We start from the raw sequence: 23,078 nt of genomic DNA, 5'->3' as shown, positions 1-23,078 counted from the left end.
GCCTAGAAGTCCATCCGCAGCATGCGCCGCGACTGCTCGGCCTCCTCCGCGCTACCCGCCGTCTCGGTGGGCTCGTTGCCGGAGAGGAACGCCTGGAAGTTCCCGCCGCCCTGTTCACCGGCGAGCTTGCCGGTGGAGGGGTCGATCCGTGCGTAGGACACGCCCTCGGGCACCGGGAAGTCGCGCACCGGCCGGCCCTCGTGGGCGGCCTTCATGAACTCGACCCAGATCGGGAGCGCGGCGCGCCCGCCGGTCTCCTTGGCACCGAGCACCTGGCGCACGTCGAAGCCCACCCAGACCCCGGCGACGACGTCGGGCGTGAAGCCCACGAACCACGCGTCGCCCTGGTCGTTGGTGGTGCCGGTCTTGCCGGCGGCGGGCCGGCCGAGCGCCCGCGCCTTCACCGACGTGCCGCCCGGGTGCTCGATCGGCGCGCGCAGCAGGTCCGCGACCAGGAAGGCGTGGGGTGGGTCGAGCGCGAGGCCGCTCGCAGCGGCTTCGGGCGCGGGCTCGGCGAAGGGCTGGCGCGCACCGGGATCGGAGGCTGCTGCGTGCCGCTGCTCGCGCTCGGTGCGCGGCGCGCTCGCCTGCGCGCCGGGTTCCGCGGCCGCCTCGCCCGGCTGCGGCGAGCGGAGCTGCACGTTCTCGAGCAGGACCTGGCCGTCACGGTCGAGGACGCGGCGGATGAAGACCGGCTCGACGCGCTGGCCGCCCGCGGCGAAGACACCGTAGGCGCTGGTCAGCTCGAGCAGCGTCACCGGGCTCGTGCCGAGCGCGAGGGAGGGATAGGGCGCGATCGGCGAGCGGATCCCGCAGCGGCGCACGATGTCGATCACCGGCCGGATGCCGACGTCGAGCAGGATCCGCACCGCGGCGTTGTTGAGCGAGCGGGCGAGCGCCTCGCGCATCGGGATGGGCCCGCGGAAGCGGTGGTCGTAGTTGGCGGGCTTCCAGACCTCGCCGGTGGTCGGGTCGGTGTACACGACCTGGGTGTCGTAGACGGTGGTGACCGCGGTGTAGCCGTGCTGGATCGCCGCCGCGTAGATGAAGGGCTTGAACGCCGAGCCGGGCTGGCGCTGCGCCTGCACCGCGCGGTCGAACTGGCTGCGCGCGTAGTCGTAGCCGCCGACCAGGGCGATGACCTCCTCGCCGTCCACGTCGAGTGCGACCAGCGCGCCCTCGACCTCGGGGGTCTGGGCCAGCACGAGGCGCAGCGGCTCGCCGGCGGGCGCCGCGGGCCGGGCCGCCGCGGCTTCACCGCCCTCGGCGCCACCGGCGGGCGGGTCGGGAGGCTTCGGGGCGAAGCGCGCGACGTCGCCCTTCGTGAAGACCTGCGAGATCTTCGTGCGTGGCACCGACACGCGCTCGAAGTCGCGCCGGCGCGCCCACGCGACGTCCTCGAGCGCGACCTGGCCGGTCACCCCGGACGCGAGCGCGACCCGCGCGCGGCCGGCGCCGTCGTCGACGTCGGTGACGACGCCGAGCAGCGTCCGGCCGGGCGCGAGGGGGGCGGCGCCCGCCGGATCGAGCCGGTTCTCGCGGCCGAGCCGCGCGGCCTCGCCCGCGAGGTCCGTCGTGTGGCGCAGCGGGCCCTTCCAGCCCTGGCGCCGGTCGAGCGCCACCAGACCCTCGCGCAGCGCCTGCTCGGCGACGCGCTGGAGCGGCAGGTCGAGGCTCGTCTCGATGCGCAGCCCGCCGTGCAGGACGCTGTCGCCGCCGAGCCGCTCGAAGAGCGTGCGGCGCACCTCCTCGGTGAACCAGGCGGCGGTCGCGGCGTCCGCGCGGCCCGGCGGGCCGGTGACGGCGGGCGGATGCTCGACGGCGTCGCGCCAGGCGGCCTCGTCGATGTGGCCGAGCTCGCGCATGCGGCCGAGCACGTAGCGGCGCCGCTCCTCGGCGCGCTCGGGGTTCACGTTCGGCGAGAAACGGGAGGGTGCCTTCGGCAGGCCTGCGAGCAGGGCGCCCTCCCCGATCGTGAGCGCGCCCACCGGCTTGCCGAAGTAGGTGCGCGCGGCCTCCCCGATCCCGTAGGCGCCCGAGCCGAAGTAGATCTGGTTCAGGTAGAGCGAGAGGATCTCGTCCTTGTCGAAGCGCTGCTCGAGGCGCCGGGCGAGGAACATCTCCTTGAGCTTGCGGTCGTAGCTGCGCTCGGGCGTCAGCAGCATGCTCTTCACGAGCTGCTGGGTGATGGTGCTGGCGCCCTGCTCGATCTCGCCGGCGGTGAAGTTCACCCAGGCGGCGCGCGCGATCGAGCGGATGTCGACCCCGCTGTGCTGGAAGAAGGAGTCGTCCTCGCCGGCGACGAAGGCGAGGATCACGTGGCGCGGGATCTCGTCGAGCCGCACGAGCCGGCGCCGCTCCTCGAAGAACTCGCCGATCGGCGTGCCGTCGCGCGCGTACACCTCGCTCGCGAGCGGCGGGTGGTACTCGTCGAGGCTCTCGAAGTCGGGAAGGTCGCGGACGATCACCTGGTAGAGCAGGAAGGCCGCTCCGGCCGCGGCCGCGAGCCCGAGGCCAGCCAGCGCGACGAGCCCGACCACGATCCGCATCAGGAGGCGGAGCAGGCCCCGCAGCAAAGATCGCATTCCCATCTCCCGAGGAGCGTCCGGCAGGCTAGCAGCCGCCCACCCGGGCGACGACGCGCGCCGTGGCCTCCGGCCCCCGGTCTGCGCTACCGCTTGGCGGCGTCCCGGAGGCCCCAGCGTGTCGCCCGGCCCGCTCTCGATGCTGTTCGTGATGGATCCGATCGGGTCCATCGACAGCACGAAGGACACCACCTTCGTGCTGATGCTCGCGGCCCAGGAGCGCGGCCACCGCGTGCTCTACTGCGAGCTCGGCGACCTGTCGGTGGACGCCGGCCGGCCGCTGGCGCGCGTGCGCCCGGTCGAGCTGCGCCGCGAGCCGGGCCGGCACTACAGCCTGGGGGAGCCGCGCAGCGTCGCCCTCGACGACGGCGCCGACGTGGTCTGGCAGCGCAAGGACCCGCCGGTGGACACCGACTACGTGGCCGCCACGCAGATCCTCGCGCTCTGCCGCCGCGCGCTGGTGCTGAACCGCCCCGACACCGTCATCTGGGCCAACGAGAAGCTCTACGCGCTGCAGTTCTCCGAGCTGATGCCCGAGACGCGCGTCACGCGCTGGATCCCGGAGCTGGTCGACTTCCTGGCCAAGATGGGCGGCCAGATGATCGTGAAGCCGCTCGGGGGCAAGGGCGGCGAGGGTGTCTTCCACCTGCGTCACGACGACCGCAACCTCTTCTCGATCCTGGAGACCGCGACCGGCTTCGGGACGCGCTGGGCGATGGCGCAGCAGTACCTGCCGGCCGTACGCGAGGGGGACAAGCGCATCCTGCTGCTCGAGGGCGAGGTGCTCGGGGCGCTCCTGCGGGTCCCTGCCGCGGGCGAGACCCGCGCCAACCTGCACGTCGGCGGAAGGCCCGCGCGGGCCCCGCTCGACGACCAGGACCGCCGCATCGTGGAGCGCATCCGCCCGGCCCTCCTGCGCGACGGCCTGTTCTTCGTCGGCATCGACGTGATCGGCGGCCGGCTCACCGAGGTGAACGTCACGAGCCCGACCGGGATCCAGGAGATCGACGCGCTCGAGCAGACCCGGCTCGAGCTGCGCGTGATCGAGGCCGCCGAAGGCCGGGCGCACCGGCATCGGAGCGCCCTGGAGGACGCCTCACCCGTTGCCTGAGCAGCCGGGTGCCCCTGGGGGCAACGAGCCTGGCGGCTCCCGTCGCACTCCCTCGCAGGTCCAGGTCCTAACCCCCCGGAAAATCGTTGACACCCACGGGGGAGCCGGGCACACTGCGAGGCGTCACCGCGGCTGCCACACCCCAGCCCGCGGCGTCTCCTCCCCTGCCGACTCGACGGCAACCGGCCCGGCATCCCCGGACCGCCCACACAGGAGAGAGACGGCCCATGGCCACCAAGATCGCGAGAACCGGCATCACCCGCGAGCGCGGGTGGCTCTACTTCCTCGACAAGAAGGGCGACGTGAGCCGCGCCCGGATGGCCCGCGGCGGCGGCAAGGCGCCGAAGGGCAAGCCGCAGGTCGTCGCCAAGGTCGGCGTGAAGCGCGAGGACGGCTTCCTCTACTTCATCGACAAGGAAGGCGACGTGTCGAAGGCGAAGATGGCGAAGCCGGGCGCGCGCCGGAGCACGGCACGCCGCGGCGCGAAGCGCGCCGCTCCGCGCCGCACCGCGAGGCGCACGCGCAAGCCGGCCGCTCGCCGCAGCACCGGGCGCGCCCGGCGCTGACGCGGCGCTGAAGCACGGAGGCGCAGCGGGAGCAACTGCTTCCGCGGCTCCCGGACGGCAGGCCGGCCCGCCCGGCCTGCCGTCCGGAGCGCCCCGGACCCGATCCCGGGTATGCTCCCGCGCGTGCCCGCCGAGCCTCGCCAACCCCCGATGGATCCTGCGCGGGGCGGCGAGCCCTACGCGATCCTGATCGTCGACGACGAGGAAGGCATCCTCGAGAGCCTCGAGCTCACGCTCGCCGACGACTACCGGGTCTTCACCGCGCGCAACGCCCAGGAGGGCCTCGAGATCCTCGAGCGCGAGCCGATCGCGCTCGTGATCGCGGACCAGGTCCTGCCCGGCATGACCGGCGTCGAGTTCCTCGAGAAGGTGATCGAGCGCAATCCGACGGCGATCCGCATGATGCTGACCGGCTACGCCGACCTCGCCTCGATCGTGCGCGCGGTCAACGAAGGCCGCATCTACCGCTACGTCGCGAAGCCCTGGGACCCCGACGAGCTGCGCCTCAACGTCCGGCGCGCGCTCGAGTCCTACGGCCTCGCCACCGAGAACGTCGCGCTCGCCGCCGCGCTGCGCGACGCCAACGAGCGGCTGCGCGCCGAGAACCTCTACCTGCGCCGCGAGGTGGAGCGCCGCTACGCCTTCGACAGCCTGATCGGCTCGAGCCCGGCGATGCAGCGCGTCTTCGAGGTGATGGAGAAGGTGGCGGGCACCGACGCGACGGTGCTGATCAGCGGCGAGACCGGCACCGGCAAGGACCTGGTGGCGCGCGCGATCCACTACGCCGGCGCGCGCAAGGCCGGCCGCTTCGTCGCCCAGAACTGCGGCGCGCTGCCCGACACGCTGCTCGAGAGCGAGCTCTTCGGCCACAAGCGCGGCGCCTTCACCGGCGCCCACGAGGACAAGAAGGGGCTCTTCGAGCACGCCCACGGCGGTACGATCTTCCTCGACGAGATCGGCGAGACCAACATGAGCATGCAGGTGCGCCTGCTGCGCGTGCTCCAGGACGGCGAGATCCGGCCGCTCGGCGCCTCCGACGTGCGCAAGGTGGACGTGCGCGTGATCGCCGCCACCAACAAGGACCTGCGCCGGATGGTGTCGGAGGGGAAGTTCCGCGAGGACCTCTACTACCGGCTGCGCGTGGTCGAGATCGCGATTCCCCCGCTGCGCGAGCGGCGCGAGGACATCCCGGTGCTGGCCCACCACTTCCTCGAGCACGCGACCGCCCGCATGTCGCGCCGCATCAAGGGCTTCACGAACGCCGCGATGGACCGGCTGGTGGCCTGCCCGTGGAGCGGCAACGTGCGCGAGCTCGAGAACGAGATCGAGCGCGTGGTGGCGCTGGCGGGCGACGCCGACACGATCACCGTCGATATGCTCTCGGAGCACGTGCGCGGGCGCCCGGCCGGCGACGAGTCCGCCGCCGCGGTCGAGCTGCCCGGCTTCGACTGGGACCTGAACCGCTCCGTCGACGAGCTCAAGCGCCGCATGATCCAGCGCGCGCTCGAGGAGACCGGCAGCAAGAGCAAGGCCAGCGAGAAGCTCGGCATCCCGCGCCAGTCGCTCCAGAAGATGATGAAGCGCCTCGCCATGGGCGACAGCACCAGCGACTGAGGCGGGGACAGTCCCGGCGATCCGGCGATTCGCTCGCTGCCCGCGCTTCGCTCGGACTACCGTCGAATCGCCGGATCGCCGGGACTGTCCCCGAACACCTCAGCTCGGGCGAAGGCGGGGGTGTCGTCGCGCTGGTAGCCCCAGGGCAGGGCGCCGAGCTCGGTGAGGAGGGCTCGCACGAAGGCGTCCTGGCGGCGGCGGGCGGGCTCGACCGGGACCCCGCGGTTGAGCACCGCGAAGTACACGATCCCCCGCCGCTCGGTGCGCAGCGCGCCGGCCAGCGCGCAGGCGCCGTAGGAGCCGTAGGTCCCCGTCTTGGCGACCACGACGCCGCGCTCGCCGGGGCCGTCGAGGCGGTGGCGCAGGGTTCCGTCGTCGACGCCGGCCACCGGCAGCGCGTCGGCGAGCGTGCGGCCGTGGCGTGCGAGCTCGGCCTCGAGCGCGCGCAGGATCGCCACCGTGGCGCGCGGGCTCATCCGGTTCCTGCGGTGCGCTCCGGCGCCGTCACCGAGGATCAGCTCCTCGCGCCAGGCCTCGGGCAGGATCCCGCGGACGTCCGCCTGCACGGCCGCGATGCCGCCGGCCGCCTGCGCGAGCGCGGCGAAGATGTTGTTCGAATAGCCGTTCAGCGCCTTCAGGAGCGGGATCAGGGGCTCCGAGCGGTGCGTGACGAGCGTGACCGGACTCGCCTTCGCGGGCACGGTCCCGCCGGTGAAGTGCAGCGCGGGCGGGGCGCCGTCGCCGCCCCCCTGCGCCCGCACCGCCTGCCAGGCCGCCGCCGGAGCGCCGCCTGCGAGCGCGCGCCGCAGGCGCGGGCCCGCCGCCTCCGACTCCCAGTCGAAGAGCAGCGGTCCCTGCACCACGAGCCCCCCGGCGACCTCGCGCACGCCCGCCTCGCGTAGGGCCTGCGCCACCAGGAGCGCGTTCTCGTCGACGAAGAACGGATCGCCGGCGGCGGCGACCACGAGCGGCCCGTCGATGCGCCCGTCGCGCAGCGGGCCGCCCGCCGCGAAGCGCGTCTCGAAGCGGTGCGCGGGCCCGAGCGCGCGCAGGAGCGCGAGCGTGGTCGGGACCTTCGACACCGAGGCCGGGTGCACCGGGCGCGCCGCTTGCTGGGCCACCAGCACGGTGCCGTCCTCGGCCTCGACGTAGACGCCCTGATCGGCGCCGACCAGCGTGCGCGCGCGCTCGGCGAGATCGGCGGCGCGCGCGGGCGGCGCGGCGAGGAGCAGCGCCAGCACCAGGGACGCACACGGCACGAACGCGGGCCGGGCGGACCCGGACGGACGGTGGACGATCACGAGCAACCCCCCCTTCGCTCCCGAACCGCGCGGGAAGATGACGCGGCTGGCAGTGCGCACCAGCCCGGCTGGACCGCGGCGGAGCCCATCGGGCGCCGCGAGCGCACCGCGAGGCCCCTGGCCCGCGCGGCGCACAGCGTGCGCCGGGAGGTCGCGCGCGGCGCCAGCTCCGATCCGGCTCAGAGCCCCCGCCACGCGCGCAGCCACGCCCAGGCGGTGGCGACGATCGTGTCGAGGTCGGAGCACGCGGGCGTCCAGCCGAAGCGGCCGCGGAAGCGCGTGGCGTCGGCGACCAGGACCGCCGGGTCACCCGGCCGGCGCGCCGCCGCCGCGACGGGCACGCGGCGCCCCGTCACGCGCTCGACGGCTGCCAGCACCTCGCGGATCGATCGGCCGGTGCCGGTGCCGAGGTTGAAGCAGCCGCTCGCGCCGCCCCCGAGCAGCGTCTCGATCCCGAGCCGGTGGGCGTCGGCGAGGTCGGCGACGTGTACGTAGTCGCGCACGCAGGTGCCGTCGGGCGTGGGCCAGTCCGCGCCGTGGAGCGACAGCGAGGGCCGCAGGCCGGCCGCGGCCTCGAGCGCGAGCGGGATCAGGTGCGTCTCCGGGTCGTGGCGCTCCCCGATGCCGCCCGCCGGGTCGGCGCCGCTCGCGTTGAAGTAGCGCAGCGCGAGCCAGCGCAGGCCGTGGGCGCGGCCTGCGTCGGCGAGCATGCGCTCGACCATCGCCTTCGAGGCGCCGTAGGGGCTCTCGGGCGCGAGGGGGGTGTCCTCGTCGATCGGCTGGCGCGCGGGGCTCCCGTAGACGGCGGCGGTCGAGGAGAACACGAAGGCGCGCACGCCGTGGGCCAGGGCGGCCGCGAGCAGCGCCGCGCTCGCAGCCGTGTTGTTGCGGTAGTAGAGGAGCGGATCGGCGACCGACTCGGGCACCGAGATCGAGCCCGCGAAGTGCAGGACGCCGGTGAAGGGCCCGTGCTCGGCGAGGACGCGCGCGACGAGCTCCCGGTCGCCAGCGTCGCCGCGCACGAGCGGGACGCCGGAGGCGACGGCACGGGCCGCGCCGGCGCGCAGGTCGTCGAGCACGACGACCTCGTGGCCGGCGGCGGCGAGCGCCCGGAGCGCGTGGCTCCCGACGTATCCAGCGCCCCCCGTCACCAGCAGTCGCGCCATCGTCCCTCCGCCCGGCGGGCGCGTGGTATGGTGACGGCCTGATGGCGACCGTCGAGCCCGCCCCCGAGCCGATCGAGCGCGTCTTCACCGCGAGCGTCGAGACGCCGATCGGCGCGCTGCGCCTCGCCTCGACGGCGCGCGGGCTCGCGTACCTGGCGCTGCCGCGCGCCGGGGGCCACGGCCTGGCCGGCTGGCTCTCGCGGATGGCGCCCGGCGCCCGGCGCGAGGAGGCCTTCGCGCCCAACCGCGACGCCGCCCGCCAGCTCGTCGAGTACCTGGCCGGCAAGCGCAGCGCCTTCGAGCTCGCGCTCGACCTGCGCGGGACGCCCTTCCAGCGCACGGTCTGGGCCTGGCTCGAGACGATCCCCTACGGCGAGACGCGCTCCTACGCCGACGGCGCGCGCGCGATCGGGAACCCGACGGCGGTACGCGCGGTCGGCTCCGCCAACGGCGCGAACCCGGTCTCGATCATCGTTCCGTGTCACCGCGTGATCCAGAGCGGCGGCCGCCTCGGCGGCTACGGCGGCGGCCTCGACCTGAAGCGCCGCCTGCTCGCGATGGAGCAGTCCGTCCGGCACCAGGGCGCGCTGCTGTAGCCGGAGCCCCCGCCCGCTGGTGGACGGTCAGGAGATCCGCTCGGCTGCTGGCGATCGGGCCCGTCCGCTGCGGTCGATCGCTCTCGAGCGGGTGTGGGGCGCCCGCTGCCCGGCAGCACCGCGCCCTACACCTGCTCCAGCGCCTGGGCGAGGTCGGCCACCAGGTCGTCGCCGTCCTCGACGCCGAGCGAGAGCCGGACCAGCGAGTCGGTGATGCCGAGCGCGTAGCGCTCCTCGCGGGTCTGGTCCCAGTAGGACATCGTGGCCGGCATCTCGATCAGGGACTCGACGCCGCCGAGGCTCGGGCCGATGTAGGGGAGGCGGACGGCGTCGACGAAGCGCTGGGTGCCTTCGAGGTCGCTCTCGAGCTCGAAGGTGACGACGCCGCCGAAGCCGCGCATCGTGCGCGCCGCCACCGCGTGGTCGGGATGGCTCGCGAGGCCCGGGTACCAGACGCGCCGGACCTTCGGGTGCGCCTCGAGCCAGGCCGCCACGCGGGCGCCGTTCTCGTTGTGGCGCGCCATGCGCAGCGCGAGCGTCTTGAGCCCGCGCAGCAGGAGCCAGGCGGCGTGCGGGTCGAGGATGCCGCCGAGCACGCCCACGGCGTCGCGCAGGCCCGCGATCAGCGCCGCCGGGCCCACCGCGCAGCCGGCGATCAGGTCGTTGTGCCCGCCCAGGTACTTGGTGGCGCTGTGCAGCACGAGGTCGGCGCCCTGCTCGAGGGCCCGCTGGTTCACCGGCGCAGCGAAGGTCGAGTCGATCACCACCTTGACGCCGCGGGCGTGGCACACGCGTGCGGCCTCGGCGACGTCGATGACCCGCAGGTACGGGTTGGTCGGGCTCTCGCTGAAGAAGAGCTTCGTCTCGGGGCGCAGCGCCTCGGCGAGCTTCTGCGGATCCGCCGGCTCGATGACGGTGGTCTCGACGCCGAGCCGGGTCAGGTACTGGGCGATGAACTGGCGGGTGCGGCGGTAGCAGTCGCTCGTCACCACGAGGTGCGCGCCCCGCGGCAGCATGGCCAGGAAGGTCGTTGTGGCGGCGCACATCCCGGACGCGAAGAGCACCGCGTCCTCGCCGCCCTCGAGCGCCGCCAGCTTGCGCTCGACCGCGCGCCAGGTGGGGTTGCCGTAGCGGCCGTACTCGTCGCGCACCAGCCGGCCTTCCTGGTAGGCGCGCACCTGTGCCGAATCCGGGAAGGTGTAGGTCGAGGTCTGGTAGAGCGGCGTGGTCAGGGCATCGCTCTCGCGATGCTCCCGCTCGCCGCCGTGGACCGAGCGCGTGGAATCGCCCGCCCCGGCAGGTCCGGAGCGGTGCGCGGAGCCGGGCTCCGTGCGGCGTTCGCTCATGGTGCTCTTCTTCTGGGGGGCGCTTAGCAATCTTCCGGAGGTCCGCGGTGGACCCGGGGGCCTGCAAGCGCCGGAAATCGCCCTGGAACGACGAACGGCAGAGTACGGGCGGCCCCCGGGCGCGTCAACCGACGCCGGCCGGCTCGCGGGGGGCAGCCCCGCGCGGACCCGGCCGCACGGATCCGGGTGGGGTTGCCGATTCGAACGGATGATTGAAACATCTGTTCGATGCGCTCCTCGGGCCGTTCGTCCTCCCGCCCGGGTCCGCCTGGCGGCGTCGCCGCCGGGGCGGCCCGTGGCGGCTCCGCCGCGAGCCTCGGTCGTGGCGGCTCCGCCGCGAGCCTTGGTCGTGGCGGCTCCGCCGCCACTCGCCGCCGCCTGCTCGCCGCTGCGGGCGAGCGTTTCGCGGCACGCGGGTTCCGGGGCGCGACGCTGCGCGAGATCGCCGAGCGCGCCGGCACGAACCTGGCCGCCGCCAACTACCACTTCGGCTCGAAGAGGGGTCTCTACCTCGAGGTGGCGCGCGAGCACTTCGAGGCGCTCGAGCACCGGCTGGCCGCGCAGGGCGCCGCCGTGGGTGGCGAGGAGGACCTGGCCGGCTGCTCGCGCGGCGAGGTGGAGGCGCTGCTGCGGGCCCGCCTCCGGACCATCCTGCGCTCCTTCCTCGAGGACGATCGGATCCACGCCTCCCTGATGCAGCGCGAGCTGCTCGACCCGAGCGACGCCCTGCAGATGATCGTGCGACGCTGGGTGCTTCCGCTGCGGGGGGCGATCGAGCGCATCCTGGTCAGGCTCGCGCCCGAGCTGGCTCCCGCCGAGCGCACGCGCGCGAGCTTCAGCACGGTCGGGCAGCTCGCCTTCTACCTGACCCACCGGCCGGCGCTGCTCCTGATGATGGAGCGGCGCGCCTGGCCGCGCGGCTTCGTCGACGAGGTGGCCGAGCACGTCACCGAGTTCACCCTGGGCGGCATCGAGCGGCTGCGCAGCCGCCGCCGCGCGCGGAGGCGCCGGTGAACCGCCGCCGGCTGCTGGCAGCAGCGGGGCTCCTCGCCGTGGCGGCCGCCCTGATCGTGTGGCTGCGCCGCGACGAAGGTGCGCGTCACTACACGGGCTTCGTCGAAGGCGAGCAGCGCGTGCTGCGCGCGGAGGTGAACGGGCGCGTGCTCGAGGTCGCCTTCGGCGAGGGCGACGCGGTGCCAGCCGGCGCCGTGGTGGCACGCATCGACCCGAGCGAGATCGACGCGAAGATCGCCTCGAAGCGCGAGGAGCTGGGCGTGCTCGAGGCCCGGATCCGCCAGCAGGAGGAGCAGGTGGCGCTGGTCGAGGCCACCTGGACCCAGGACGTGGCGGCGCAGGAGGCGGCGCTGCGCCAGGCGCAGGCCGACGCCGTCCTGGCGGCGCGCACCTTCGCGCGCACCGAGAAGCTCAGGGCCGACGGCGTCGTCTCGGTGCAGCGGCTCGACGAGGCACGCGCCGGGCACGACGCCACGCGCAGCGCCGTCGAGCGTGCTCGCGAGCTCCTGGCGCGCAGCCGCGCCCAGGAGGGCGAGATCGCGCTCGCGCGGCGCGCGCTCGAGGTCCTTCGCGGGCAGCTCGAGCTGGCCCGCGCGCAGCTCGGCGAGCTCGAGGTGCAGCGCGCGAAGCACGACGTACGTGCGCCGGCGGCCGCCAGCGTGGTGCAGGCACAGCTCCTGTGGCCGGGCGAGCTCGCGCAGCCCGGCACGCCGGTGCTCTCGGTACTCGACCCGCTCGACAAGTACGTGCAGATCTACGTTCCGGTGAGCGACGTGGACCGGGTGCGGGTGGGCGCCCGCGTCGAGATCGAGCTCGACAGCACGCCGGACCGGCGCGTGCCGGGCGAGGTCTCCTTCGTCGCCAGCGAGGCCAACTTCACGCCCGAGAAGATCGAGACCCGCAGCGACCGGATCGGGCAGGTCTACCGGGCCAAGGTGCGGATCCTCGAGGACGTCGAGCGCTTCCAGCCGGGTACCGAGGGCAACGTCTACCTGGTCGAGGAGGCCCCGCCGGCAGGGAGCGCTCCCCGCCGGGTTGCGAACGAGGTCCCGAGGGCGGCGCCGGCCCAAGAGGCGCCGCAGGCGGCGCCGGCCCAAGGAGCGCCGCAGGCGGCGCCGGCCCAGGGAGCGCCGCAGGCGGCGCCGGCCCAGGGAGCGCCGCAGGCAGAGCCGGCCCAGCGAGCGCCGCGGGCGGCGCCGGCGAGAGGCATGCCGTGAGGGCGGCCCCGGCCCGCGAGCGGCCGTGAGCGCGGCGCCCGCGGCGGCGGTCCCGGCCGTCCCGAGCGTGCGGCTCGAGGGCCTCGCGAAGCGCTTCGGCCGGAGGGCCGCGCTGCGGGGCGTGGATCTCGCGATCGAGGGCGCGCAGATGGTCGGCGTGGTCGGCCCCGACGGCGCCGGCAAGACCACCCTGCTGCGGGCGATCGCGGGCCTGCTCGAGGTGGAGGCCCGGCAAGCGTGGGTCCTCGGGACCGACCTGCGCGGCGACGTGCGCGGGCTCAAGCGCCGCCTCGGCTACGTGCCGCAGGTCTTCGCGCTGCACCGCGACCTCTCGGTGCTCGAGAACCTGCGCTTCACGGCGCGCCTGCACCGGATCCCGGCCGGCGTCTTCGCCGAGCGCAGCGAGGAGCTGCTCGTGCGCACCACCCTCGCGTCCTTCCGGGACCGGCCCGTCGGCGCCCTCTCCGGCGGGATGAAGCAGAAGCTCGCCGTCGCCAACGCGCTCCTGCCCGAGCCCGAGCTGCTGGTGCTCGACGAGCCGACGGCGGGGGTCGACGTCCTGGCGCGCGGCGAGATCTGGGAGATGCTCGCCGCCCGCAGCGACCGCACGCTGGTGCTGCTCTCGACCAGCTACCTCGACGAAGCCGCGCGCTGCCATCATCTCGTGTACCTCGACGAGGGGCGCGTCGTGGCGAGCGGGACGCCGGAGGCCCTGCGCGGCTCGATCCGGGCCGCGCTCTATCGCGTCTGGGGGGACGATCCGCGCGCGCTCGCCCGCGCCGCACGCGCGCTGCCCTGGGTGGGTGCGGTCCGCGGCAGCGGGCGCTTCGCACGGGTCGAGGTGCCGGCGGAGCGCTCGCCGGGCGCGGCCGCGGAGCGGGCCCTGCTGGCCGAGCTCCCGGGCGCACGGCTCGTCGAGAGGGTCCCCGTCGACATGGAGGCGACGCTCCTCGTGCTCGCGCGGGCCGGCGCCGGAGCCGCCCCGTGAGCGCGCCGATCATCGCGGCGCGCGGCCTCACCCGGCGGTTCGGCGCCTTCACCGCCGTCGACGGCGTGGACCTCTCGGTCGCACCTGGCGAGATCTTCGCCTTCCTCGGCGCCAACGGCTCGGGCAAGAGCACGACGATCCGGATGCTGATCGGGCTGCTCGAGCCGACCGCCGGCGCGATCCGCGTCGACGGCGTCGACGTGCGCGCGCAGCCGCGCGAGGTGCGGGACCGGATCGGCTACATGGGCCAGAAGGTGAGCCTCTACCAGGGCATCACGCTGCGCGAGAACGTGGAGTTCTACGCCGGCCTCTACGGGATCGAGGGCGGCGCGCTGGCGCGCCGCTGGGGCGCCGTGCGCGAGCGCTTCGCGCTGGCCGGCGCCGAGGACGAGCGGCCCGAGAACCTGTCGGCCGGCGTGCGGCAGCGCGCCGGCCTGGCGCTCGCGACCCTGCACGAGCCGCGCGTCCTCTTCCTCGACGAGCCCACCGCCGGCGTCGACGTCGCGAGCCGCGAGCTGTTCTGGGAGCGCATCCAGGAGGAGGCCGACGCGGGCCGCACGGTCTTCGTCACCACCCACTTCCTGGAGGAGGTGGACTACTGCGACCGGCTCGCCTTCATCGCCGACGGGCGCCTGGTCGTTCCCGATGCCACGCCCGAGTCGCTGCGCGCGGAATGGTCGGACGGCTACCGCATCGAGATCGCGGGTGGGCTCCCGGCCGCCGCGGGCGAGCGGCTGCGCGCGGCGGGCTTCGCGAGCGCACCGGGCGGCCTGCTCCGCATCCCCGCACTCGACACGGAGGCGCTCGACGCGCTCTCGACCGTGCTCGGCCCCGGAGCGGAGCTCCGCATCGAGCAGCCCACGCTCAACGAAGCGTTCCGCCGCGTGATCGAAGGCACGCAGCCCGGAGCCCCCCGGTGAGCGCGCCGCGCTCCGCGCGCCTGCGCGCCTCGCTGCGCCGGCTGCACACGCTCGTCGTGCGCGAGGCGCGCGCGACGCTGCGGGACCGCTTCACGATGATCACGCTCGTCGCGGTGCCGCTGGTCGCCCAGCTCGCGTTCGGCTTCGTGCTCTCGACGGAGGTGCGCGGGATGCGGATCGGGATCGTGGACGCGAGCGGGAGCCCGGAGAGCCGGCGGCTCGTGGCGGATCTCGCGGCGGGCGGGCAGTTCGCGCCGATCCCCTTCGCGAGCCGCGCCGAGGCGGAGCACGCCCTGGTGGCGGGCGAGCTGGGCGCCGTACTGGTGCTGCCGGCCGAGCTCGCGCGCTCGCTGCGCGGCGCCGATCGCAGCGTCGACCCCCCCGTCGCCCAGGTGCTCTACGACGGCGCCGAGACGATCCTCGCCGGCAACGCCGAGGCCTTCCTGCGCGGGCTCGTGGCCCAGAGCGGCGCCCGGCTCGACTCGCGCGTGCTCGACGGGACCGGCGGGCGCCGGGCACGCGCGGGCCCGGGCCCGGCCGGGCCCGGCTCGGTCGCCGTCACGGCCCATGCGCTCTTCAACCCGCGCTTCGACGGCGTGCCCTTCATGGTCGCCGGCACCTTCGGCTTCGTGCTCTCCTTCCTCACCGTCCTGATCACCGCCGTCGCGATCGTGAACGAGCGCCTCTCGGGCACCTTCGACCAGCTCCAGCTGACACCCGCATCGAACCTCGAGATCCTGCTCGGCAAGCTGATCCCGCTCGGCGCCGTCTTCACCCTCGACGTCGCCCTGATGGTGCTGGTCGCGGGCTTCGTGCTCGGCGTCTGGCCGGCCGGCAGCCTCGTGCTCTTCTTCGCGGTCTCGACCTTCTACGTCACCACCACGCTCTCGCTCGGGCTGATCTTCTCGGCGACCTCCGCAACGGCGGCCGAGGCGGTGCAGAAGACCGTGCTCTTCAGCGTGCCGCTCGTGCAGCTCTCCGGCTTCGCCTTCCCGATCCGCAACATGCCGACGCCCGTGCAGTGGCTCGCGGAGCTCTTTCCGGCCACCCACTTCATCCGCTTCTCGCGCGGCGTCTACCTGCGCGGCGAGGGCGTGGTCGCGCTGTGGCCGGAGCTGCTGGTGCTGGGCGTCTTCGGCGCGCTGCTGGTCGTCGTCGCACTCCGGACCCTGGAGCGACGCACGTGAGGGCGCGGCTCGTGGAGTTCGTGACCAACGTCCTGGCGGTGGCCTGGCGCGAGGCCACCGCCATGCGCCACGACAAGCCCTTCCTCGGCACCGTCACCGTGCAGCCGCTCGTGATGCTGCTGCTCTACGGCGCGGCGCTCTCGAACGAGCCCGCCAACGTGCCCTGGGCGGTGCTCGACCACAGCCGCGGTGCGGAGTCGCGCCGGCTCGTGCAGGAGATCGGAGCGACCGGCTACTTCCTGCCGCCGCGCACGGTGGCCGGCTACGACGAGGGCCGGGCGCTGCTCGCCCGCGGCGACGCGATCGCGCTGGTCGTGATCCCGCGCGACTTCGCGCGCCAGTCCCTGCGCGGCGCGCCCGAGCTGCAGGTGCTGCTCGACGGCGCCGATCCGCTCACCTCCGCGCGCGTGGGCGGCTACATCACGGCCGTGGCGCACAGCTTCGATCCCTCGGGCCGCGCGCTCGACGCGCGCACCGGGCGGGGCGGTGCCCACGCGGCGCTGGCGGCGCGCGAGCGCGCGGGCCCCTTCGAGCTGCGGGGCCGCTTCTGGTTCAACCCGACGCTCGCCGACGACGCCTTCTTCCTGGCCGCGCTGGCGGGCATGCTGCTCACCAACATCTGCCTCTCGGCGTCGAGCCTGGGGCTCGTCGGCGAGCGCGAGAGCGGCACCTTCGAGGCCACCCTGTCGCTACCCACCTCGCCGCTCGAGATCGTGCTCGGCAAGCTCCTGCCCTACCTCGGCATCAGCTACGTCGTGCTGGCGATGGCGACGCTCGGGGCCGGGCTCGGCTTCGGCGTCTGGCCGCGTGGCAGCCTGCCCGGCCTGCTCGTGCTGACGCTGCCCTTCGTGCTGGCGTCGCTCTCGGTGGGCGTGCTGGTCTCGGCCCTGGTGCGCACCACCGCCCAGGCCGTCTTCCTCACCGTGTTCGTGATCATGCCCTCGTTCGTGCTCTCGGGCGTGATGTTCCCCTACCAGCTCATGCCCGACGGCGTCCGCCAGGTGGGATCGGTCATGCCGCTGCGCTGGTACCAGATCGGCCTGCGCCGGCTCGTCCTGCGCGGCGCCGAGCTCGGCGACGTCTGGCTCCCGCTGCTCGCGCTGACCCTGCTCTTCGCGGTCCTGCTCGCGTTGATCCGCTGGCGCATGAGCCCGCGGCTCGCCTGAGCAGCGCGGAGACCGCGGAGCGGAAGGCGGCTACTTGCACTCCTCGACGTAGCCGAGCACCCGCAGCCGCTCGCACTCCGCGCGGTCGATGGCCGCGGCGCCGCCGTCCTCGACCGCGCGGCTCGCGGCGAGCTGGCGCTGCGCCTCGCCGTGCCGGCGCAGCTCGTCGGCGACCGCGGCGTGGCTCCCGATCACGTTGCGCTGCTCCTGCGGGTCGCCGGCGATCGCGAAGAGCTCCACCGGCGGCAGCCCGCGCGGGTTGCCCTCGTTCGCCTCGATCAGCTTCCAGTCGCGGGTACGCACCGCCTCGAGCACGTTGCCCTCGTGGTCCTCCTCCGCGAAGTGGGTGCGCTCCGCCTCGCTGCGCGCCGCGAGCGGGCGCGCGAGCAGGTCGACGCCCTGCAGCGAGGCGGGGGCAGGCGCGCCGGCGCGTGCCAGGATCGTCGGCACGAGATCGAGGTGGCGGACGATCTCGCCGTCCACCTCCGCCGGGCCCGCGACCCCCTTCGGCCACTTGACCAGGACGGGCACGTGGATCTGGTGCTCGTAGAGGGTCTTGCCGTGCCACCAGCCGCCGTGCTCGTGGAACTCCTCGCCGTGGTCGGCGGTGAGCACGATCATCGTCTGGTCCCACAGGCCGAGGGCGCGCAGGCGCGCGAAGAGCCGCCCCACGTGCTCGTCGGTCCAGCGCACCTCGCCCTCGTAGAGCGCGCGCATGCGCGGTGCCTGCGAGGGGTCGGGATCCTCGGCCTCCACGCGCGCGATCGCGGTCCCGTCGTAGGGGTGCGCGAAGTAGGGATCGTGCGGGTCCATGTAGTGGAGGAGCAGGAACCAGCGCGCGCCCGCGTGCCGCTCGAGCCAGGGCAGGGCCACGGCGTTCACGGTCTCCGCATCCTGGTAGTAGTCGGCGACCCGGTGGCCGCCCGCGAGGCGCAGCCCCACCCGCCGCCCGACCTGGTAGAGGACGGTCTTCGAGGACGACTCCGCCGCGCCGAAGAGGTAGTCGGGCGCCAGGTAGCGGTACTCGTCGTAGCCCTGGTCGAAGCCGAAGCTCGGCGCCAGGTTGACGTTCGAGACGATGCCGCCGGTCGCGTAGCCGTGCGCCTGGAGCGCCTCCGACACGAGCTCGACGTCGCCAGAAAGCGCCGCCGTCTTCGACATCGCGCCGTGGCTCGAAGGCAGCGTCGAGCTGAGCAGCGAGGCGAATGACGGCTTGGTCCAGGACGCGTGCGCGAAGCCCGCGAAGCGCGTGCCCCCGCCCTCGCCGAGGCTGCACATGGCGGGCGTCTCGACCGGCCCGCCGTAGCACGAGAGCACGTCGGCGCGCAGCGTGTCGACGACGATCAGGAGCACGTTCGGCGCCTGCGCGAGCGCGGCGGGCACGGGCGGCGGGGCGGCCGGCGGCGCGGGCGGGGGAGCGATCGCGCGGGCGGCGAAGGCGCCGCCGAGCCCGACCAGGGCGGCGAGGCCCGCCGCGGGCAGCGGCGCGACGAGCCGCCCCGCGCGCCCGCCGAGCAGGCGCGGCCCGAGCAGGAAGAGCCCGAGCGCGAGGAGCGCGGCGATCCCGGCCAGCGCGACGAGCCAGGGCAGCGGCGGCATCTGCTCGTGGAACACGTCGCGCCGGATCCGGAAGAGCGCGATCACGAGCGCCGGCACGACGCCGAGCGCGATCCAGGCGAGGCTCGCCGTCCAGCCGCGGATCTCGCGCCGCTCCATCGGCAGCACGGCGAGCGCGGCGCCGCCCGCGAGGCCGCCGAGCCCGAGCACCGCCGCGTAGGCGAGCGGCGCGTACCAGAGCACCTGCGCCTCGCCGCCGAAGCCGCCGCGGGCGATCACGAGCGCTTCGCCGAGGCCGATCGCGAGCCCCGCCAGCACGCCGGCCCCGAGCCCCGCGCCGGCCGCGAGCGCGAGCCGCGTCGCGAAGGCCGGCACGTCGGCCGCCGGCCGCGCGGCGCGCTGCGCGCGCTCCTCCTCCGTCTCCAGCGACACCGCCGCACGGGCGGCCTCCTCCCAGTCCACCTGGCGGCCGTCGACGCGCGCGTAGGCCGGCTTGTAGTCGGCCGGGCGCAGCCACCAGAACAGGCCGCCCGCGAGCGTCAGCGCCTCGGCCGCCCAGAAGCCCAGCGCCGCCGACACGATCGACTCGGCCGCGCCGATCTCGCGGTGCAGCAGCACGTACTGCGCGGCCTCGCGGATGCCCTCGCCGGCGATCGTGAAGGGGCTCACCACGGTCGCGAAGATCTGGATCGTCGAGCCGAAGGCGATCGGCCAGAACTCGGCGGCGGTGGCGCCGATCGCGAGCGCCGTGAAGTAGTACATGGCCGCGGTCGTGAAGTGCACGACGAAGGAGAGCCCGAGGGCCAGCAGCACGAGCCCCTTCTGGTCGCGGTAGGCGGCGGCCGCGCGCGAGATGCGCAGCACCACGCCGCCGAGCCGCGCCCGACCCGGGATCGGCAGGTGCTCGAGCGCCCACTGCACGAGGCCCGGCCACCAGAGCACGACCAGGAGCGCGCCGATCAGGCCGAGCGAGAGCGGCACCGTCACCGCAGCCACGAGCGGCCCGCGCTCGCCGAAGATCCGGATCCCGAAGGGCAGCGCCACCAGGAAGGACAAGAAGATCCCGAAGACGCCGATCACCTTCTCGATCGCCGTGGTCGCCGTCACCTCGACGGTGCGCCCGCTGAAGCGCGCCGCGTCGTAGAGCTTGTAGCCGTCGAGACCGGCGGTGCTGGGCAGGAAGGTGCCGATGAAGCGGCCGATCAGGAACGACCCGAAGATGTGCCGGAACGGCAGGTCGATGCGCTGCCCGCGCAGCAGGATCTGCCAGCGCCGCATCGAGGCCAGGATGCCGACGAACTTCACGCCCGCGGCGGCGGCGAGGAAGGCCCAGAACGTGCGCGCGTCGAGGAACTCGAGCTGGGCCAGGATCAGCCGGCCGGCCGAGACGTGGGTGGCGCCGGCCGGCACGTGCCCGGCCAGGTGCAGGCGCTCGATCTGGGCCGGGTCCATCGGGACCTGATGGGCCAGGAGCAGCCAGAAGGCGCGCACCGTCACCCACGCCTTCAGCAGGTTCAGCAGCCGCCCGCGCCAGGGCTGCGGCGCGAGCCGCGCCACGGCGATCGCGAGCCCCGCGACCAGCAGGATCTCGAACAGGATCCTCATCGACGCTCCCGGGCCTCCAGCAACGGCGCGCCCGGCGAAGCGAGGAAGGGCGCGGGAGGCGTTCCGGCCCCCGGGGTGGGTGCCCGGAGGAACGCGGCAGGGTACGCGAGCGGCGCCTGCGCGCCAGCAGGTGGCCCGCAGCTCCCCTCCCGCCCGGCGGCAAGCCCTGGGCGGCTGCGCTGCGTGCTCGGCGAGCCGGGCGCTACGGCGCCGCCGGCAGCTCCCCCGACAGGATCTGCCGCCGCCGCTCCTGGTAGTCGGTCTCGCTGAGCTTGCCGCCCCGGCGCTCCTCCTCGAGGTCGGCGAGCGCGCGCAGCGCCTCGGGCGAGAGGCCCTCGGGCGGCGGCGCGGGGCCCGGCTGGGCGGCGGCGTCGTCGGGCGCCTCCTCCATCAGGATCGTGCGGCGGACGACCTCGCCGCCCGGGCGGATGCGGATCGCGCTCGTGTCGGCAAAGGCGTTCGAGCGCCAGTCGACGGCGACGAGGCGCGGGCCCGCGGTCGTGAAGCCGTCGCTCGCGAGCACGCGCTTCTTCGACTCGACGACGTCGAGCTCCGGCTCGCGCGGCTTGTCGTGGGGGTTGGTCGACATCGGCTCGCCGAGCTGGCCGAGGTGCACGTAGAGGCGGTCGTCCTTCACCCACACGATCAGCGAGGTGAGGAAGTCCTGCGTGAAGACCTTGAGGCTCTTGCGTCGCTCGACCGCCATCACGACGACGGCCTGCGAGGGATCGGCCTTGGCGAGCGCCTGCGAGATGCCCTCGCCGACCCCGTAGAGCACACCGGTCGAGATCGCCGGCTGGCGCAGGTTCTCGACCTCGACCTCGGCCTTGTCGTCCGCCTCCTTCCGCACCTCGATGCGGGAGAGGATGTTGGTGATCCGGATCGGCGCGATCGTGACCGGGTGCGAGAAGCCCTGGTCGACGCCCTTGCCGCCCTTCACGTCCTGGCGCAGGAAGACGCGGATGTCGTTCTCGTCGTAGACCGGCGTGCGCACCTGGGTGGTCATGCAGCCGCCGAGGGCGGCCGCCAGACACAGCAAGGCGACGGAGGCCAGGGTGCGGTTCATCGGCCCTCCCCGGGCGCGGCGGCAGGCGGGGGCCGCCGCAGGTCGCCGGAGAGCTTGACGAACGCCGCGAGCGCCGCCAACAGCAGCGCGCCCTGGAGGGCCAGGCCCTCGAGCGTGGGATGGAGCCCGAGCCACTCGATCGTGGGGCCGGGCACGAGCGTGGCCGGCAGCCACGCGGCTTCCTGGAGCGCGGCGACGCCATGGCCCGCCAGGACCACCGCGAGCGCGTAGAGCAGGACGGAGCTCGCGGCGAAGAAGCGGCGCATCGGCATGCGGCGCCCGAAGCGGAAGAGGGTGAGGGCGATCGCGGCCAGCAGCAGGAGCCCGGCGCCGATCCCGAGCGCGATCGGCCGCCCGCCCGCGGCGCCCGCCTGGGCCGCCAGCGCCTGGTAGAAGAGCACGGTCTCGAAGGCCTCGCGGTAGACGGCGAGGAACGAGACCCCGGCCAGCGCGAGCAGGCGCCCGCCCGACGCCGCCTCGCGGATCCGCCCGCCCAGGAAGGCCTGCCAGCGCGTCGCCTCGAGCTTCGAGAGGAGCCAGTAGCTGACGTAGAACAGGATCGCGGCCGCGAGCAGCGCCGAGACGCCCTCGACCACCTCGCGGCGCGCGCCGCTCACCTCGACGAGCCGGTCGGCCGCCCACCAGGTCGCCGCGCCGGCGGCGAGCGCGGCGATCCAGCCCGCGTGCACCCAGGGCAGCGCGTCGCGGCGGCCGGCGCGCACGAGGACCCCGACGATCGCGACCACCACCAGGAGCGCCTCGAGGCCCTCCCGGGTCAGGATCGTGAGCGAGGCCACGAAGGTCGCCCCGGTGCCGAGGCCGCCCGCCGCGAGGAGGCGCTCGGCGCGCGCGAGATCCGTGACCAGCTCCGCGTGCAGGGCGTCCACCTCGGCCTCCGGGCGGCCGGCGCGCAGGGCCTCGCGATAGCGGAGGAAGCGGGTCTCGATGCCGGTCCGCAGGCGGTCGTCGACGCTGGCGAGGGCGGGCTCGACGTGCTCGAAGCCGTCGAGGTAGGCGGAGACGGCGAGATCCATCGCGCGGGCGCGGTCGCCGGCCTGGTGCGCGGCAAAGGACTCGTCGAGGCGCGCGAGCGCGATCGCGATCGGGAGCGCGCGGTCCTCGAGCGCGGCGGGATTCGAGAGCAGGTAGGCGACGAGCGCGCCGCCCTCCGGGTCGCCCGCGGCGAGCTCGGCGGGCGCCGTCTCGACGAGCGCCTGGAGGCTCGGTACGCGTGCGGCGAGGCGCGCCGGCTCCGCGGCCGCGAGCGCGGCGCCCCGCGCGCGCTCCGCGGCGCTCGCGTGGAGCGACGCCGCGAAGAAGGCGAGGTCCCAGCGCGCGGCGTCGTCGAAGCTCGCGGCGTAGGGTGCCATCGCAGTGCCGGCGATCCCGTAGGTGATCGTGCTGTAGAGCGCGAAGGGCGAGAGCGCGCCGAGGCGCTCCGGGTCGGTCAGGTTCGAGGCGGGCGGGTCGAGGCCGGCGGCGGCGGGGCCGTCGCCGCGCCCCGCGGCGCCGTGGCAGGACGCACAGGCCTCGGCGTAGAGGGCGGCGCCGCGCGCGGGATCGGGCGGAGCCTTCGGGAGGGCGCGGATCCCGAAGCGCGCGCGCAGGTCGGCGGCAAGGGCGCGCGCGCGGGCCGAGACCTGGGGGCCGGGCTCGCGCTCGCGGATCGCGCGCTCGAGCTCGGCGGCGGCCGCGGCGAGCGGCTCGCCCGCCCCGACGCCGAGCGCCGCGAGCCGCTCGCGCACCTGCCCGGCGAACTCGATCTGCTCGGCGTACTCGAGCTCGTTCACGACGGCGCCGCCAGCGACCGTTCCGGGGTAGTCCACCGCCAGGTAGTCGAGGAGGTGCACCGCGCGGCGGGCGGCTTCGGTGGAAGGAGCCGGCGCCGAGGCTGCCGGCAGGGCCGATGCCAGCAGCAGGGCGAGGAGCGCTGACAAGAAGATGGGCGCGGCTGCGCGGCGCACCGGGGCTCCGTCCAAGTTGAAATTGGATTTCAAAACGAGCGCAGCGTACCGCAGGAACGTGTCCCGGCGTCATGGGCAACCGGTCATGGATGACCGGGGCGGGACTCCA

Annotated in this window: 17 protein-coding genes; 10 read left to right on the top strand and 7 right to left on the bottom strand. The window is 74.8% G+C overall.

Annotated features, from left to right (window positions below):
• Positions 1 to 2 precede the first annotated feature (2 nt).
• On the bottom strand, positions 3 to 2,585 hold the full coding sequence (locus OZ948_16715; protein MEB2346370.1) for a PBP1A family penicillin-binding protein: 2,583 nt from the start codon (positions 2,583 to 2,585) through the stop codon (positions 3 to 5).
• A 118-nt stretch (positions 2,586 to 2,703) separates the two neighbouring features.
• Here OZ948_16715 and gshB point away from each other — a divergent pair, with 118 nt between their 5' ends.
• The 3 genes from gshB (at position 2,704) to OZ948_16700 (ending at position 5,876) form a co-directional block, all read left to right on the top strand.
• On the top strand, positions 2,704 to 3,696 hold the full coding sequence (gene gshB / locus OZ948_16710; GenBank protein MEB2346369.1) for a glutathione synthase: 993 nt from the start codon (positions 2,704 to 2,706) through the stop codon (positions 3,694 to 3,696).
• Positions 3,697 to 3,923: 227 nt separating this feature from the next.
• Positions 3,924 to 4,262, top strand: a complete 339-nt coding sequence (locus OZ948_16705) for a hypothetical protein (protein MEB2346368.1) — start codon at positions 3,924 to 3,926, stop codon at positions 4,260 to 4,262.
• 150 nt (positions 4,263 to 4,412) lie between these two features.
• The gene (locus OZ948_16700; protein ID MEB2346367.1) at positions 4,413 to 5,876 is read left to right on the top strand and encodes a sigma-54 dependent transcriptional regulator; all 1,464 of its coding nucleotides are present in this window, start codon (positions 4,413 to 4,415) and stop codon (positions 5,874 to 5,876) included.
• A gap of 56 nt (positions 5,877 to 5,932) precedes the next feature.
• On the opposite strand, the gene OZ948_16695 is transcribed toward OZ948_16700, so the two are convergent.
• Together OZ948_16695 and galE are read right to left on the bottom strand one after the other, a co-directional pair.
• Entirely contained in the window at positions 5,933 to 7,177 is a 1,245-nt protein-coding gene (locus OZ948_16695) for a D-alanyl-D-alanine carboxypeptidase (GenBank protein MEB2346366.1), read from the bottom strand.
• A gap of 179 nt (positions 7,178 to 7,356) precedes the next feature.
• Positions 7,357 to 8,343 carry a UDP-glucose 4-epimerase GalE gene (gene galE / locus OZ948_16690; protein MEB2346365.1) on the bottom strand — a complete coding sequence of 329 codons (987 nt, stop codon included), beginning with the start codon at positions 8,341 to 8,343 and terminating at the stop codon, positions 7,357 to 7,359.
• Between the two features lie 41 nt (positions 8,344 to 8,384).
• On the opposite strand from galE, the gene OZ948_16685 reads away from it, so the two are divergent.
• The gene (locus tag OZ948_16685; protein ID MEB2346364.1) at positions 8,385 to 8,939 is read left to right on the top strand and encodes a methylated-DNA--[protein]-cysteine S-methyltransferase; all 555 of its coding nucleotides are present in this window, start codon (positions 8,385 to 8,387) and stop codon (positions 8,937 to 8,939) included.
• Positions 8,940 to 9,064: 125 nt separating this feature from the next.
• Here OZ948_16685 and OZ948_16680 read toward each other — a convergent pair whose 3' ends face one another.
• Positions 9,065 to 10,285, bottom strand: a complete 1,221-nt coding sequence (locus OZ948_16680; protein MEB2346363.1) for an aminotransferase class I/II-fold pyridoxal phosphate-dependent enzyme — start codon at positions 10,283 to 10,285, stop codon at positions 9,065 to 9,067.
• Positions 10,286 to 10,513: 228 nt separating this feature from the next.
• Here OZ948_16680 and OZ948_16675 point away from each other — a divergent pair, with 228 nt between their 5' ends.
• Genes OZ948_16675 through OZ948_16650 form a run of 6 tightly spaced genes read left to right on the top strand, consistent with a single transcriptional unit; the run spans position 10,514 to position 16,777 of the window.
• Entirely contained in the window at positions 10,514 to 11,299 is a 786-nt protein-coding gene (locus tag OZ948_16675) for a CerR family C-terminal domain-containing protein (protein MEB2346362.1), read from the top strand.
• The gene (locus tag OZ948_16670; GenBank protein ID MEB2346361.1) at positions 11,296 to 12,516 is read left to right on the top strand and encodes an HlyD family efflux transporter periplasmic adaptor subunit; all 1,221 of its coding nucleotides are present in this window, start codon (positions 11,296 to 11,298) and stop codon (positions 12,514 to 12,516) included. The genes OZ948_16675 and OZ948_16670 overlap by 4 nt, the downstream gene beginning before the upstream one ends.
• A 25-nt stretch (positions 12,517 to 12,541) precedes the next feature.
• On the top strand, positions 12,542 to 13,504 hold the full coding sequence (locus OZ948_16665; protein ID MEB2346360.1) for an ABC transporter ATP-binding protein: 963 nt from the start codon (positions 12,542 to 12,544) through the stop codon (positions 13,502 to 13,504).
• A complete protein-coding gene (locus OZ948_16660; protein MEB2346359.1) occupies positions 13,501 to 14,424 on the top strand; it encodes an ABC transporter ATP-binding protein in 924 nt (307 codons plus the stop codon). The genes OZ948_16665 and OZ948_16660 overlap by 4 nt, the downstream gene beginning before the upstream one ends.
• Positions 14,421 to 15,611, top strand: a complete 1,191-nt coding sequence (locus tag OZ948_16655) for an ABC transporter permease (protein MEB2346358.1) — start codon at positions 14,421 to 14,423, stop codon at positions 15,609 to 15,611. The genes OZ948_16660 and OZ948_16655 overlap by 4 nt, the downstream gene beginning before the upstream one ends.
• Positions 15,608 to 16,777 (top strand): ABC transporter permease, encoded by a 1,170-nt coding sequence (locus OZ948_16650; GenBank protein ID MEB2346357.1) that lies wholly within the window; start codon positions 15,608 to 15,610, stop codon positions 16,775 to 16,777. The genes OZ948_16655 and OZ948_16650 overlap by 4 nt, the downstream gene beginning before the upstream one ends.
• A 30-nt stretch (positions 16,778 to 16,807) precedes the next feature.
• Here OZ948_16650 and OZ948_16645 read toward each other — a convergent pair whose 3' ends face one another.
• The 3 genes from OZ948_16645 to OZ948_16635 form a co-directional block, all read right to left on the bottom strand.
• Positions 16,808 to 19,939, bottom strand: coding sequence for a sulfatase-like hydrolase/transferase (locus OZ948_16645; protein ID MEB2346356.1), 3,132 nt, complete (start codon positions 19,937 to 19,939; stop codon positions 16,808 to 16,810).
• 202 nt (positions 19,940 to 20,141) lie between these two features.
• Positions 20,142 to 21,005 (bottom strand): hypothetical protein, encoded by an 864-nt coding sequence (locus OZ948_16640; protein MEB2346355.1) that lies wholly within the window; start codon positions 21,003 to 21,005, stop codon positions 20,142 to 20,144.
• Complete coding sequence (locus tag OZ948_16635; protein ID MEB2346354.1) at positions 21,002 to 22,942, bottom strand: FTR1 family protein; 1,941 nt, start codon at positions 22,940 to 22,942, stop codon at positions 21,002 to 21,004. Before OZ948_16635 ends, OZ948_16640 begins: the two co-directional genes overlap by 4 nt.
• Positions 22,943 to 23,078: the final 136 nt, after the last annotated feature.

The sequence above is a fragment of the Deltaproteobacteria bacterium genome, assembly GCA_035063765.1.
Taxonomy (GTDB): domain Bacteria; phylum Myxococcota_A; class UBA9160; order UBA9160; family PR03; genus CAADGG01.
The sequence above is the reverse complement of the archived record's forward strand: the minus strand, read 5'-3'. Positions and strand labels throughout refer to the sequence as shown.

Coding starts and splice junctions, on each gene's coding strand:
- OZ948_16715 (MEB2346370.1), bottom strand. CDS start 2,585: ATGCGATCTTTGCTGCGGGGCCTGCTCCGCCTCCTGATGCGGATCGTG.
- OZ948_16705 (MEB2346368.1), top strand. CDS start 3,924: ATGGCCACCAAGATCGCGAGAACCGGCATCACCCGCGAGCGCGGGTGG.
- OZ948_16700 (MEB2346367.1), top strand. CDS start 4,413: ATGGATCCTGCGCGGGGCGGCGAGCCCTACGCGATCCTGATCGTCGAC.
- galE (MEB2346365.1), bottom strand. CDS start 8,343: ATGGCGCGACTGCTGGTGACGGGGGGCGCTGGATACGTCGGGAGCCAC.
- OZ948_16685 (MEB2346364.1), top strand. CDS start 8,385: ATGGCGACCGTCGAGCCCGCCCCCGAGCCGATCGAGCGCGTCTTCACC.
- OZ948_16680 (MEB2346363.1), bottom strand. CDS start 10,285: ATGAGCGAACGCCGCACGGAGCCCGGCTCCGCGCACCGCTCCGGACCT.
- OZ948_16675 (MEB2346362.1), top strand. CDS start 10,514: ATGCGCTCCTCGGGCCGTTCGTCCTCCCGCCCGGGTCCGCCTGGCGGC.
- OZ948_16645 (MEB2346356.1), bottom strand. CDS start 19,939: ATGAGGATCCTGTTCGAGATCCTGCTGGTCGCGGGGCTCGCGATCGCC.
- OZ948_16640 (MEB2346355.1), bottom strand. CDS start 21,005: ATGAACCGCACCCTGGCCTCCGTCGCCTTGCTGTGTCTGGCGGCCGCC.